At 67.3% G+C, this 12,697-nt stretch carries 11 protein-coding genes and 1 pseudogene; 4 read left to right on the plus strand and 8 right to left on the minus strand.

Annotated elements, in window-relative coordinates:
• Position 1: 1 nt before the first annotated feature.
• The 3 genes and pseudogenes from ACYAF3_RS06500 to ACYAF3_RS06510 all read right to left on the minus strand — a co-directional run bounded on the left by ACYAF3_RS06500 (position 2) and on the right by ACYAF3_RS06510 (position 3,591).
• Positions 2-1,375: a spinster family MFS transporter gene (locus tag ACYAF3_RS06500; RefSeq protein WP_003099328.1), complete on the minus strand. Its 1,374-nt coding sequence runs from the start codon at positions 1,373-1,375 to the stop codon at positions 2-4.
• A 279-nt stretch (positions 1,376-1,654) separates the two neighbouring features.
• Positions 1,655-2,677 (minus strand): ferrochelatase, encoded by a 1,023-nt coding sequence (hemH, locus tag ACYAF3_RS06505; RefSeq protein ID WP_003099324.1) that lies wholly within the window; start codon positions 2,675-2,677, stop codon positions 1,655-1,657.
• A pseudogene (locus tag ACYAF3_RS06510) lies at positions 2,674-3,591 on the minus strand (TIGR01777 family oxidoreductase). Before ACYAF3_RS06510 ends, hemH begins: the two are co-directional and overlap by 4 nt.
• 413 nt (positions 3,592-4,004) lie before the next feature.
• Between ACYAF3_RS06510 and ACYAF3_RS06515 the strand changes: the two are divergent.
• The 4 genes from ACYAF3_RS06515 (at position 4,005) to phrB (ending at position 8,448) form a co-directional block, all read left to right on the plus strand.
• A complete protein-coding gene (locus ACYAF3_RS06515; RefSeq protein WP_003099318.1) occupies positions 4,005-4,988 on the plus strand; it encodes an NAD(P)/FAD-dependent oxidoreductase in 984 nt (327 codons plus the stop codon).
• Between the two features lie 152 nt (positions 4,989-5,140).
• The gene (locus ACYAF3_RS06520; protein WP_003099314.1) at positions 5,141-6,097 is read left to right on the plus strand and encodes a DUF523 and DUF1722 domain-containing protein; all 957 of its coding nucleotides are present in this window, start codon (positions 5,141-5,143) and stop codon (positions 6,095-6,097) included.
• A 9-nt stretch (positions 6,098-6,106) separates the two neighbouring features.
• Positions 6,107-7,006 (plus strand): MerR family transcriptional regulator, encoded by a 900-nt coding sequence (locus ACYAF3_RS06525; protein WP_003094990.1) that lies wholly within the window; start codon positions 6,107-6,109, stop codon positions 7,004-7,006.
• Complete coding sequence (gene phrB / locus ACYAF3_RS06530) at positions 7,003-8,448, plus strand: deoxyribodipyrimidine photo-lyase (protein WP_003121048.1); 1,446 nt, start codon at positions 7,003-7,005, stop codon at positions 8,446-8,448. Before ACYAF3_RS06525 ends, phrB begins: the two co-directional genes overlap by 4 nt.
• Positions 8,449-8,573: 125 nt before the next feature.
• On the opposite strand, the gene pagL is transcribed toward phrB, so the two are convergent.
• From pagL to prfA, 5 genes are all read right to left on the minus strand, one after another.
• Complete coding sequence (pagL, locus tag ACYAF3_RS06535) at positions 8,574-9,095, minus strand: lipid A 3-O-deacylase (protein ID WP_003099307.1); 522 nt, start codon at positions 9,093-9,095, stop codon at positions 8,574-8,576.
• Between the two features lie 133 nt (positions 9,096-9,228).
• A complete protein-coding gene (gene murI, locus ACYAF3_RS06540; RefSeq protein ID WP_003099300.1) occupies positions 9,229-10,026 on the minus strand; it encodes a glutamate racemase in 798 nt (265 codons plus the stop codon).
• Positions 10,016-10,774, minus strand: a complete 759-nt coding sequence (locus ACYAF3_RS06545; RefSeq protein WP_003135128.1) for a molybdopterin-synthase adenylyltransferase MoeB — start codon at positions 10,772-10,774, stop codon at positions 10,016-10,018. The genes murI and ACYAF3_RS06545 overlap by 11 nt, the downstream gene beginning before the upstream one ends.
• Positions 10,768-11,598: a peptide chain release factor N(5)-glutamine methyltransferase gene (gene prmC, locus ACYAF3_RS06550; RefSeq protein WP_031634520.1), complete on the minus strand. Its 831-nt coding sequence runs from the start codon at positions 11,596-11,598 to the stop codon at positions 10,768-10,770. The genes ACYAF3_RS06545 and prmC overlap by 7 nt, the downstream gene beginning before the upstream one ends.
• 1 nt (position 11,599) lies before the next feature.
• Complete coding sequence (gene prfA / locus ACYAF3_RS06555) at positions 11,600-12,682, minus strand: peptide chain release factor 1 (protein ID WP_003099290.1); 1,083 nt, start codon at positions 12,680-12,682, stop codon at positions 11,600-11,602.
• Positions 12,683-12,697: the final 15 nt, after the last annotated feature.

Below are 12,697 nucleotides of genomic sequence, written 5' to 3' on the forward strand. Positions count from 1 at the left end.
GTCAGGCCGGCTGCCGGGACGCCTTCCAATCCTCGCCGCCCTCGCCTTCCCGTCGCAGGCTCCAGTCCTTCAGGTGCTCCAGGCTGGCGCGATAGGGCTTGAGGCCGATCCCCAGCAGGACCACCGCACCGAGCACCGCGGCCAGGGTCACCAGCAGCAGCGAGTAGCGCAGCGCCATGTCGTCGGCGAAGACGAAATCGGTGACCAGCGCCACCGCCGTCGGGCCCACGCCGAGACCGAACAGGGTGACCACGAACAGGTAGATCGCCGAGGCCTGGCCGCGCATCGAGTTGGGCATGATCTCCTGGATCGCCGCCGGGGCCACGCCGAACGGCATGCTCAGGAAGAACACCGTCGGCGCCATCAGCGCCGCCGCCCAATTGGCGTTGTCCAGCAGCGGATAGACCAGGGTGAAGGGAATCACCGCCCAGGCGGCGAGCAGCCCGACGCGCATGTTCGCGTCGCTACGCCCGCGCTTCGCCCAGTAGTCGGCCAGGCGCCCGCCGAAGACGATGCCGAGACAGCCGAACACCGCGACGATGCTGCCGTAGACCACCCCGACATGACCGGCGTCCCAGCCGTGGGTGCGGACGAAGAAGGTCGGCACCCAGGCGCCGCTGCCGTAGCCGGCGAAGGACAGGCAGGCGAAACCGAAGTTGTGGCAGAGCACGGTCTTGCGGTTGGCCCGCAGGTAGGCGCCGACCTCGCCCAGCGGCACCGCCACGCCTGCGCCGACTCCGCGCCGGGCCGGCTCGCGGATCGCCAGCAGCAACAGGCAGAAGAGCACGCCGGCGGCGCCGAGGATGAGGAAGATCAGTTGCCACGGGCGCACCTCGCCGAACAGCGGCAGATGCACGTCGCCCTGGGCCGAGGCAAACTTGATCACCAGCCCGCCGAGCAGGAAGGCCAGCCCCGAGCCCAGGTAGATGCCCATCGAGTAGACGCTGATCGCCGTCGCCCGACGCTCGCGCGGGAAGCTGTCGGCGATCAGCGAATAGGCCGCTGGCGACAGCGCCGCCTCGCCGACCCCGACGCCGACCCGGAAGGTGAGGAATTGCCAATAGCTGCGCGCCAGACCGCAGGCCGCGGTCATCGCGCTCCACACCAGCACGCCGAACAGGATCAGGCCGCGCCGGCTGCGGTTGTCGGCCATGCGTCCGAGCGGGATACCGCAAAGGGTGTAGAACAGGGCGAAGGACAAGCCCATCAGCAGGCTCATTTCCGTATCGCTGATGGCCAGGTCGCGGCGGATCGGGCCGACCAGCAGGTTGAGGATCTGCCGGTCGATGAAGGACAGCACATAGGCGACCATGAGGATCGCCACCGTGGTCCAGGCCGCAAGGTTGGAGGGATAGCCGTTATTGTTGTTATGCATGCCGAACTCCTGGACGCCGCCGAAGCGGCGGATGCGAAGGGAGGGTCGACAGGCAGGATAAGCCGGCAACATCCGGGCTTATACCCAGGGCAAGGGACTATAGAACTGCTGAATGCGGGAAGCGGGTTCCGGCGAATGACCGCCAGGTCATTCGCCGCCGCATGCGCTCAGAGCCTGTCCAGCATCTCGCGAGCTGGGCGGGGAAGCGGAGCTGACGAGCGGCAAATGAGCACTTCAAAGCCGTCATACCGCGCCGCGCAGCGGATCATGAACAGGCTCTCAGAGCGGCCTGGCCAAGCGCCCGCTCATCTCGGCCAGGGCGCCGACCCAGGCGGGGTGGTCGTTGAGGCAGGGAATCAGCACCAGGTCCTCGCCGCCGGCACTGATGAACTGCTCGCGGCCGCGCATGCCGATTTCCTCCAGGGTCTCGATGCAGTCGGCAACGAACGCCGGACACATCACCAGCAGGCGCTTCACCCCGCGCTGCACCAGTTCGTCGAGCTTGGCGTCGGTATAGGGCTCGATCCACTTGGCGCGCCCCAGGCGCGACTGGAACGACACCGACCAGCGCCCCTGCTCCAGGCCGGCGCGCTCGGCGAAGGCCTCGGCGGTGCGCAGGCACTGGCTGCGGTAGCAGAGGGCGAGGGCTTCGGGGCTGACGTTGCGGCTGTTCTCGGCCAGCAGGTCGTGGGCAGGATCCTTCACCAGCTTGCGGATGTGCCGCTCGGGCAAGCCATGGAAGCTCAGCAACAGATGGTCGTGGGGCTGCTGCAGGTACGGACGCACGCTTTCCACCAGGGCATCGAGGTAGACCGGCTGGTCGTAGAACGGCGGCAGCGTGCTGACCTCCAGGCCCAGGCGATGGGCGGCGATCACCCGGCGCACCTCCTGTTCGGCGGTGGTCGTGGTGCTGTCGGCGAACTGCGGATACAGCGGCGCCAGGGTCACCCGCCGGATACCACGGCGCGCCAGGTCGAGCAGGACCTTCTCGATGGCCGGCTGGCCGTAGCGCATCGCCAGTTCCACCGGCCCATGCGGCCAGTGCGGCTTCATCGCCTCCTGCAGGCGACGACTGAGGACGATCAGTGGCGACCCTTCGTCCCACCAGATCGAGCTGTAGGCGTGCGCCGATTCGGCCGGACGCTTGATCAGGATCAGCGACACCAGCAGGCGCCGCAGCGGCCAGGGCAGGTCGACCACGTAGGGATCCATGAGGAACTGGTCGAGATAGCGGCGGACATCCTCCACCCGGGTCGAATCCGGGGAGCCCAGGTTGAGCAACAGCAGGGCATTCTCGGTCATGCCTGATCCTTTCGTCGGGCGTCCAGGACATCGGCCAGCGCCACGTCCAGGTCGGTGAATTGAAAACGGTAGCCGGCGTCCTGCAAGCGTTGCGGCAAGGCTCGCTGGCCGCCGAGCAGCAATCCGGACATTTCTCCCAGCCCGAGGCGCAGGACGAACCCGGGGGTCGGTATCCGCGCCGGCTTGTGCAGCGCCCGGCCCAGGGCCTTGGCGAAATCGCGGTTGCGCACCGGGTTGGGAGCGCACGCATTATAGGGACCGCTGGCATCGGGCCGCCGCAAAAGAAAATCGATCAGCTCGATTTGATCCTCGATATGAATCCACGGCATCCATTGCCGGCCGTCACCCAGCGGTCCGCCCAGGCCGAGCCGGTAGAGCGGCAACAGGCGCCCGAGGAAGCCGCCCTCGGGGGCCAGCACCAGGCCGGTGCGCAACAGCACGACACGGGTGCCGAGCTTCTCCGCCTCGCGGGCGATCTGCTCCCAGGCGAGGCATAGCTCGCTGGCGAAATCCTCGCCGGCCGCCGCCCCCTCCTCGGTCACCGGGCGCTCGCCGCTGTCGCCATACCAACCCACCGCAGAACCCGATAACAGAAGGTCCGGGCGCTGCTCGCGAGCGTCCAGCCATTCCACCAGGCGCTCGGTAAGGCGTACCCGGCTTTCCCACAGCAGCGCCTTGCGCTTGTGACTCCAGGGTTTGTCCGCGATCGGCTCGCCGGCCAGGTTGACCACCGCGTCGAGCGGCTGGTCGCCGTACTCGTCGAAACGATCGATGCCGCGCACGCCGACGCCGCACAGCGATTCCACCTACTGCGGCCGCCGGCTGAACACGGTCAGCCGGTGCCCGGCCTGTCGCCAGCGGGCGCACAGGCGGCGCCCCATCAGGCCGGTACCGCCGGTCAAGAGAATGTGCATGGCTGTCTCCTCGTTTTGCCTGCGTGCCCTTTCAGTCTGGACCCTGGACATCGATCTGCCCGATGACCGTGCATCCTCCCCCCATTCCAGCGTTATCCTGTGGATGGAAGATCCGTCGGCTCCGGCCGGGGAACCCTGGCGTCGTTTTCGACTCAGCCAAGGAACAGGGCTTGCATCGCACTGGTGCCTTAGTGAACGGCGCCAGCCGTCTATTCTTCAGATAACTCGGTTGATACTTCCGAACGGAACGTCTGAAGGTTCGACAGGCCAGGAAGCGAGCCGTGCGCCGCAGGCGCGCCATCGGCGCGATGCAAGGTGCGCCTCGAAGCACGCGCAATACTGTACATTAAATCAAGCTTGTACAAGAAACCTGATTCGCCTGTCCAGACGCTACACAACCAGAGAGGCATGTCATGAGCGTCCCCATCGCCATCATCGGTACTGGCATCGCCGGGCTTTCCGCCGCCCACGCATTGAGATCCGCCGGCCAGACCGTACAACTGTTCGACAAGGGCCACGGCAGCGGCGGCCGCATGGCCAGCAAGCGCAGCGAGGCCGGCACGCTGGACCTCGGCGCGCAATACTTCACCGCCCGCGACCGGCGCTTCCTCGACGCCTTGCAACACTGGCGCGAGGAAGGCTGGGTGGACGAGTGGAAACCCGCTCTCTACCAATACCGCGACGGCCAGCTGAGCCCCTCCCCGGACGAGCAGCCACGCTGGGTCGGCATCCCACGGATGAGTGCGATCACCCGCGCCCTGCTCACCGATCTGCAAGTGGTCTTCTCCTGCCGCATCACCGAGGTCTTCCGCGGCAAGCAGCACTGGCACCTGCAGGACGCCGAGGGACAGAACCACGGTCCGTTCAACCAGGTCCTGATCGCCATCCCCGCTCCCCAGGCCACGCCGCTGCTGGCCAGCGTGCCGAAACTGGCGGCCACCGCCGCGAGCGTGGTCATGGAGCCGACCTGGGCGGTGGCGCTGGGCTTCCGCGAGGTACTCGACACCCCGGTGCAGGGCTGCTTCGTGCACGACAGTCCGATCGCCTGGCTGGCCTGCAATCGCAGCAAGCCGGGGCGCGACACCACCCTCGACACCTGGGTGCTGCACGCCACCAGCCAGTGGAGCCGGCAGCACATCGACATGGCCAAGGAGGACGTGGTCGAGCACCTGCGCTGCGCCTTCGCCGAAGTGATCGGCTGCGCCGTACCGGAAGCCGCCTTCAGCATCGCCCACCGCTGGCTCTATGCACGCCCGGCGGAGGCCCACCAGTGGGGCGCCCTCGGCGATCCCGACCTGGGCATCTACGCCTGCGGCGACTGGTGCTCCAGCGGCCGCGTCGAAGGCGCCTGGCTCAGCGGCCAGGAAGCCGCGCGGCGCCTGCTGGAACATCTCTGAGGGGATCGGGCCGTCGCCTGGCGGCCCGATGTGACAAGAAAATACCTATACAAATACATTGACCTGTACAAGATAAGTTCTAGGATGTGTCGTATGACCGCCTGACTGTCGAGCTGCGCGCGAACCTCCTTTCCCCTCGGGAGACGACACCGATGCACGAATCTCACCCTTCCCTGACGCCCCGACTCGGCATCAGCGCCTGCCTGCTCGGCGAACCGGTGCGCTTCAACGGCGGCCACAAGCGATCCGCGCTTTGCGAGGAACTGGCGCGACACGTCGAGTTCGTCTCCTTCTGCCCGGAACAGGCCATCGGCCTGGGCACGCCGCGCCCGGCGATTCGCCTGGAAGGCACTCCGGAAGCCGCCGAGGCGCGGAGCCGCGACGGCCTGGCGGTCGGCGGAGCGCTCGCCGAATATGCGCGGCGGGTGGCGCAACGGGCGGATACGCTGGACGGTTTCATCTTCATGCAACGCTCGCCGTCCTGCGGGCTGCAACGGGTCAAGGTCTATCCAGAAGGCGGCGGCGCGCCGCGCGCCGAAGGCCGTGGACGCTTCGCCGCAGCCCTTTGCGAAGCCTTGCCGGAGCTACCGGTGGAAGAAGAAGGCCGGCTGCACGATCCGGTCCTGCGGGAGAACTTCCTCACCCGCGTGTATGCCCATGCCCACTGGCAGGCCCTGCGCCAGCGCGGCCTCAGCCATTCGGCCATCGTCGCCTTCCATAGCCGCTACAAGTACCAGTTGCTGGCCCATTCGCCGGAGCACTACCGCAGCCTCGGCCGCCTGCTCGGCGAAGCCGGCCACTACCAGCCGGAAGCCCTCGGCACTCGCTACTTCGGCGAGCTGATGCAGGGCTTGCGCCGCTGCGCGACCCGCGGCAGCCATGGCAACGTGTTGCTGCACCTGAGCGGCTACCTGAAACGCGACCTCGCAACCGAAGACAGGCGTGAATTGCGCGAGCTGATCGAGCAATACCGGCATGGCAGCGTGCCGCTGGTGGTACCGCTGACCCTGCTAAAGCACCACTTCCGTCGCCACCCGCATGCATACATCGCCCAGCAGGCCTACCTGCAACCGCACCCGACCGAACTCGGCCTGCGCAACGCGCTCTAGGATTTCCCGATGAACTCGCCCCACCTCGAACGCGGCGGCCTGCCGATCCGCGAAGTCACTCGTCTGACCGGCGTCCATCCGGTCACCCTGCGCGCCTGGGAGCGCCGCTATGGCCTGGTGGTGCCGCAACGCACCGGCAAGGGGCACCGGCTCTACAGCGAAGAGCAGGTCGAGCGCATCCGCCGGATACTCGTCTGGCTCGAGCGTGGCGTCGCCATCAGCCAGGTGCGCGCGCTGCTGGAGCGTCCGGAGGAAACCCCGGCGGCGGATGTCGAATCCCCCTGGGAACGCCTGCACGAACAGCTGCTGGACGCCATCGCCGCGCTGGCCGAGCGACGCCTCGACGATCTGTTCAACCAGGCCGCGTCGCTCTATCCGGTAGCGACCCTCTGCGAAAAGCTTCTGCAACCCTTGCTGCAGCACCTCGAACGACGCTGGCAGGGACAGTTCGGCGCGCGCATGGAGCGGGCCTTCTTCTTCTCCTGGTTGCGCAGCAAGCTGGGCGCCCGCCTTTATCACCAGCAACGGCTGCAACAGGGCGCGCCGCTGCTGCTGGTCAACCAGTCCGAGCTGTCGCTGGAACCGAACCTCTGGCTGTGCAGTTGGTTGCTCGGCAGCGGCGAGGTGCCGCTACAGGTCTTCGACTGGCCGCTGCCACCGGCCGAACTGGCCCTGGCCTGCGAACGCCTGGAAGCTCGCGGCGTGTTGCTGTACGCCAGTCATCGCCTCAATCCGGAGCACCTGCCGCGCCTGCTGGCAGGGGTGAGCTGCCCGGTGGTGCTGGTCGGACCGGCCGTGGAGATCCAGCGCGAAGCCTTCGAAACCCTGGCGCTAACTGGCCTGCTGCTGGCGAGCACGCCCCTGGAAGCCCGCCGCCTGCTCGGCGAACGAGGTCTGTTGAACCCATGAACGGACTTCCGATGAACCTGATCTGGTTTCGCTGCGACCTGCGAACCACCGATAACAGCGCGCTCCTCGCCGCCGCCGATGGGCGCCCTTGCGTGGCTCTCTACCTGCTCAGCCCGGCGCAGTGGCGGGAACACGACGATGCGCCCTGCAAGGTCGACTTCTGGCTGCGCAACCTGGGCGAGCTGCAACGCCAGCTCGCCGCGCTGAACATCCCGCTGCTGGTGCGCGACTGCGGCCACTGGCGGCAAGCCCCGGAAGTCATCGGCCGGCTCTGTCGGGAGCTGGGAGTCGGCGCGGTACACGTCAACCAGGAATACGGGGTGAACGAGGAACGCCGCGACCAGGCCGTCGGCCAACGCCTGCGTGAACAGGGCGTGGCCTTCCACAGCCACCTCGACCAGCTGTTCTTCGCCCCCGGCTCGGTGCTGACCCGAACTGGCGGCTATTTCCAGGTGTTCAGCCAGTTCCGCAAGGTCTGCCACGAACGGCTGTACCAGGCCCTGCCGGGTGTCCGCCCGCGTCCGCAGCCCCAGCCACCGCACGCGCTGGCCAGCGACCCGCTGCCGGATGCCGTGCCCGCCTTCCCGCGGCCGGCCGATAGCTTGCGCCGCCTCTGGCCGGCAGGCGAAGAGGTAGCGCAGGAACGCCTGCGCGACTTCGCCGACCAGCATCTGGCCGACTACCATGAACGGCGCGACTTCCCGGCGCTTCCCGGCACCAGCCAACTGTCGCCCTACCTGGCCGCCGGCGTACTCTCGCCCAGGCAATGCCTGGACGCCGCGCTGGTTGCCAACCGCGGCGAGTTCAGCGGCGGCCAGCAAGGCGCCGCGACCTGGATCAACGAGCTGCTCTGGCGCGAGTTCTACAAGCACATCCTGGTCGGCTACCCCCGGGTCTCTCGGCACCGCCCCTTCCGCGAGGAGACCGAAGCCCTGCGCTGGCGCCAGGCCCCGGCGGAACTCGAAGCCTGGCAACAGGGGCGCACCGGCATACCGATCATCGATGCAGCAATGCGCCAGTTGCTCGCCACCGGCTGGATGCACAATCGCCTGCGGATGGTGGTAGCGATGTTCCTCAGCAAGAACCTGCTGATCGACTGGCGCGAAGGCGAACGCTGGTTCATGCGCCACCTCATCGACGGCGACCTGGCGGCGAACAACGGTGGCTGGCAGTGGAGCGCATCCACCGGCACCGACGCCGTCCCCTACTTCCGCCTGTTCAATCCGCTCTCGCAGTCCGAACGCTTCGATCCACGCGGCGAGTTCATCCGCCACTGGCTGCCGGAACTGGCCGGCCTGGAGCGCAAGGCGATCCACGATCCGTCCAGCCTGGGGCTGTTCGCCGGGGTCGACTATCCACGGCCGATGGTCGACCTGAAGGCCAGCCGCGAACGGGCGCTGGCGGCTTTCCGCAACCTGCCGCCGCGCGATGGTCGCGCGTAGGGCGCGTCAGCGAGCTATCGCCTCCCGCCAAATGGCTCGCTCTTTCCATAGGGCGGTGCGGCGTGGTGGAAGAATCGCAGGCATGAAAAAGCCGGGATGAACCCGGCTTTTTTCGACCGTGCCGACTAGATCGGGATCTTGTAGAACAGGCTGTAGGACTCGATACCGTCGTTCGGCTGTTTCAGGCCGGCGTTGGAATAGTGGATCGCCCGAACGCCGACCGACTGGCCGTTGGCGAACTTCAGGCCGGCGCCGATGCGGTCTTCGAAGTTCAGGGAGGAACCCAGGTTCTGGTCGCCGACACGGGTGCCGGAGAACGCCGCCACGCCGATACCGGCCTCGATGAATGGCTTGATCGAGTCGCCGGCGAACTCGTAGACGAATACCGGAGCGAACGACAGCGAATGCTTGCCGGCGCCTTCATCGCCACCTTCCCAATAGGTGTAGCCCGCATCCCAGTAGCCGGTCAGGCGCCCGGTGGAGGTCTGCCACCAGCTCTTGTCCCAATCCCAGCTCAGGCCCAGGCGATAGGTCATGCCCGACTGGCCGGTCGCACCGACGGCGGCCGAGACGTCCGCCGCCTGGGCGGAGGCCACGTGGACGGAGGAAAGTGCGGCCAGAACGGCCAGCGGAAGTAGTTTCTTCATTGAAACGTCCTTTTCGAAAGTTGCATGAAAGCCCCCGCATTCAAGCTGCGCATTATAAGAGCGCACTTACTAAAGCAGATACTAGACCAAACGCTTTAGTTCAAAAAATCGCTGTCACGTCTGCCAGGAACGACTAAACGACTAATTTTCCTACGCTTTCCGGGCTTCCCCAGAGGATCGGCAGGATCCTTTCCATCTCCTCCGGCAGCGCGCTGGTCCAGAAACGCGGCGTCGCGGCCTGGCCAGAGGCCAGTAGCGCCCGCGCCGACAATACGCGCTCCAGCTGCCGGGCGACAGCCGCTCCCGTATCGATCACCGCCATCTCCGCCGGGATCAGCTCGGCCAGCAGGGGTTTGACGAAGGGATAATGAGTACAGCCGAGGATCAGCGTATCGCAGCCCTGTTCGAGGATGGGCGCCAGCAGGCGTTCCAGCAGTGCCCGGGTTTGCGGCCCATAGAGATCGCCGGCTTCGATGCGCTCGACCAGCCCCGGACAGGGCTGAGTGAAGACCTGTACGTCGCTGGCGAAGCGGTCGAGCAAGGCGGCGAAACGCGCGCTCTTCAGAGTTCCGGTGGTGGCGAGGACGCCGACCCGACCGTTGCGGGTGGCCGCCGCGGCCGGCTTCACCGCCGGCTCCATGGCCACCAGCGGCACCTGCGGATAACGTTCGCGCAATTCCGCCGCAGCCGCTGCCGTCGCGGTATTGCAGGCCAGTACCAGAGCCTTGGCGCCCTGCTCCAGAAGGAAATCACCGATCCGCTCGCAGCGTTCGCGGATGTACTCCGCGCTCTTCTCGCCGTAGGGCACATGGGCGTTGTCGGCGACGTAGAGCAACGATTCGGATGGCAGGCGCGCACGAATCTCACGCAATACGCTGAGCCCGCCGACCCCGGAATCGAAAACGCCGACCGCGGCCGACTCAACCGCCATGGCGTTGCCCGCAGACGGCACAGGAAGGATCGCGACGCACCCGCAATTCGCGGAAGCGCGTGCCGAGGGCGTCCACCAGCAGCAGGCGGCCCACCAGCGGTTCGCCGAAACCGGCCAGCAGCTTGAGCGCCTCCAGCGCCTGCAGGCTACCGACCAGCCCCACCAGCGGACCGATCACGCCGGCCTCGCTGCAGGTCAGCTCGGCCTCGCTGCCGTGCCCGTAGAGGCAGTGGTAGCAGGGGCTTGCGTCGCGGCGGGTATCGAATACCGAAAGCTGGCCCTCGAGACGGATCGCCGCGCCGCTGACCAGGGGCTTGCCGGCGCGCACGCAGGCGACGTTGACCGCCTCGCGGGTGGCGAAGTTGTCGGTGCAGTCGAGCACCAGGTCGACCGCCGCCACGGCGGCATCGAGGGAGTCCTTGTCCAGCGCGGCGCTATGGCTGACCAGGCGGATCTGCGGATTCAGCGCGCCCAGCCGGCGCATCGCCGACTCCACCTTGCCGACACCGACGCTGGTGCCATCGTGGATGACCTGCCGTTGCAGGTTGGTCAGGTCGACCGTATCGAAATCCGCCAGGTGCAGCTCGCCGACCCCGGCCGCGGCCAGGTACAGCGCCACCGGCGAACCCAGGCCGCCAAGACCGACGATCAGTGCGCGGCTGCGCTTCAGGCGCAGCTGGCCCTCGACGTCGACCTGCGCCAGCAGGATCTGGCGACTGTAGCGCAGCAGTTCCTCGTCGCTCAGCATACCCATTGTCCGAGAGTGATCCGCTCGTTGCCGCCGAGGTCGCGCAACGTATGTACCCCGGCGAAGCCGCGGGCGCCGAGCAGTTCGCGCACAGCCGCCCCTTGATCATAGCCGTGCTCGAGCAGCAACCAGCCTTCGTCCAGCAAATGCTGCGGCGCCTGGGCGACGATCTGGCGGATATCGTCGAGGCCATCGCTACCCGCGACCAGCGCGCTCTTCGGCTCGAAGCGCACGTCGCCCTCGCTCAGGTGCGGATCGCTGGCAGGGATATACGGCGGATTGCCGACGATCATCCGGAAGCGTCGGCCATCGAGAGCGGAGAACCAGTGGCTGCGGCGCACCTCGACGTTCTCCAGGAGCAGCCGCTGGCGATTGCGCTCGGCCAGCGCCACGGCCTCTTCCACGCGGTCCACCGCAGTCACCGTCCACAGCGGCCGTTCGCTGGCCAGGGCCAGGGCGATGGCGCCGGTGCCGGTGCCCAGGTCGAGCACGGTAGCGGTGTCCGCCGTGAGGGTCGCCAGCGCGGTTTCCACCAGCAGTTCGGTGTCCGGGCGCGGGATCAGGGTGTGTGGCGCGACCTCCAGGTCCAGGCTCCAGAAGCCCTGGTGGCCAAGTATGTAGGCCACCGGCTCGCCGTTGCGCCGACGGGCGATCCAGTCGTCGAACAGCTCGTTGGCCTCGCGCGGCACGATGCGCTCCGGCCAGGTACGCAGGAAGCTGCGCGGCTTGCCCATCGCCGCCGCCAGCAGCAACTCGGTGTCGAGCCGGGCGCTGGGCGAATCGGGCAGTTGGGAATCCTTGAGAAGGGTACAGATAGTGGTCATGTCAGTCGCCCAGGGCCGCCAGTTGATCGGCCTGGTATTCCTGCAGCAGCGGCTCGATCACCTGTTCCACCGCGCCCTCCATCACCTCGCCCAGGGAGTACAGGGTGAGGTTGATGCGATGGTCGGTGACCCGCCCTTGCGGGAAGTTGTAGGTACGGATGCGCTCCGAGCGGTCGCCCGAGCCCACCAGCAGCTTGCGCGTGCTGGCGATCGCCTGCTGCGCCGCGGCCTGCTGCTGGTCGTTGAGCTTGGCCGCCAGCCAGGCCATGGCCTTGGCGCGGTTCTTGTGCTGCGAGCGCTCTTCCTGGCACTCGACCACGATGCCGCTGGGAATGTGGGTGATGCGCACCGCCGAGTCGGTCTTGTTGACGTGCTGGCCGCCGGCACCGGAGGAACGGTAGGTGTCCACCCGCAGGTCGGCCGGGTTGATCTCGATCGCTGCCTGCTCGTCCGGCTCCGGCAGCACCGCGACGGTGCAGGCGGAAGTGTGGATCCGGCCCTGGGATTCGGTTTCCGGCACCCGCTGCACGCGGTGCGCGCCGGACTCGAACTTGAGCTTGGCGTAGACGTTGTCGCCCTCGACCCGGGCAATCACTTCCTTGTAGCCACCGTGCTCGCCCTCGTTCTCCGACAGCGTCTCGACCCGCCAGCCCTGGCGCTCGGCGTAGCGCGAATACATGCGGAACAGGTCGCCGGAGAAGATCGCCGCCTCGTCGCCACCGGTGCCGGCACGGATCTCCAGGAACACGTTGCGGCTGTCGTTGGGATCCTTCGGCAGCAGCATGCGCTGCAGGCTGTCGCCGAGGGCGGCGAGGCGGCCGCGCGCTTCGGCGACCTCCTCCTCGGCGAGGTCGCGCAACTCCGGGTCGCTGTCCTTGAGCAACGCCTGGGCACCCTCGAGGTCGGCCTGCACCTTGCGGTAGTCGCGGAACGCCAGGATCACCGGTTCGACCTCGGCGTACTCGCGGGAATAGGCGCGGAAGCGGGTCTGGTCACTGATCACCTCGGCGTCGCCGAGCAGCGCCGTCAGTTCTTCGTAGCGATCGCTGAGGACATCCAGCTTTTTCAGCAGAGAAGCTTTCATGCAGGCATAGGTACC

Source organism: Pseudomonas sp. TZ252 (genome assembly GCF_056110345.1).

Excerpts from the sequence above, each read along its gene's own strand:
- prmC (WP_031634520.1), bottom strand. The coding sequence starts at position 11,598 with ATGACCACTATCTGTACCCTTCTCAAGGATTCCCAACTGCCCGATTCG.
- hemH (WP_003099324.1), bottom strand. The coding sequence starts at position 2,677 with ATGACCGAGAATGCCCTGCTGTTGCTCAACCTGGGCTCCCCGGATTCG.
- murI (WP_003099300.1), bottom strand. The coding sequence starts at position 10,026 with ATGGCGGTTGAGTCGGCCGCGGTCGGCGTTTTCGATTCCGGGGTCGGC.
- ACYAF3_RS06515 (WP_003099318.1), top strand. The coding sequence starts at position 4,005 with ATGAGCGTCCCCATCGCCATCATCGGTACTGGCATCGCCGGGCTTTCC.
- ACYAF3_RS06520 (WP_003099314.1), top strand. The coding sequence starts at position 5,141 with ATGCACGAATCTCACCCTTCCCTGACGCCCCGACTCGGCATCAGCGCC.
- phrB (WP_003121048.1), top strand. The coding sequence starts at position 7,003 with ATGAACGGACTTCCGATGAACCTGATCTGGTTTCGCTGCGACCTGCGA.
- ACYAF3_RS06525 (WP_003094990.1), top strand. The coding sequence starts at position 6,107 with ATGAACTCGCCCCACCTCGAACGCGGCGGCCTGCCGATCCGCGAAGTC.
- ACYAF3_RS06500 (WP_003099328.1), bottom strand. The coding sequence starts at position 1,375 with ATGCATAACAACAATAACGGCTATCCCTCCAACCTTGCGGCCTGGACC.
- ACYAF3_RS06545 (WP_003135128.1), bottom strand. The coding sequence starts at position 10,774 with ATGCTGAGCGACGAGGAACTGCTGCGCTACAGTCGCCAGATCCTGCTG.
- prfA (WP_003099290.1), bottom strand. The coding sequence starts at position 12,682 with ATGAAAGCTTCTCTGCTGAAAAAGCTGGATGTCCTCAGCGATCGCTAC.
- pagL (WP_003099307.1), bottom strand. The coding sequence starts at position 9,095 with ATGAAGAAACTACTTCCGCTGGCCGTTCTGGCCGCACTTTCCTCCGTC.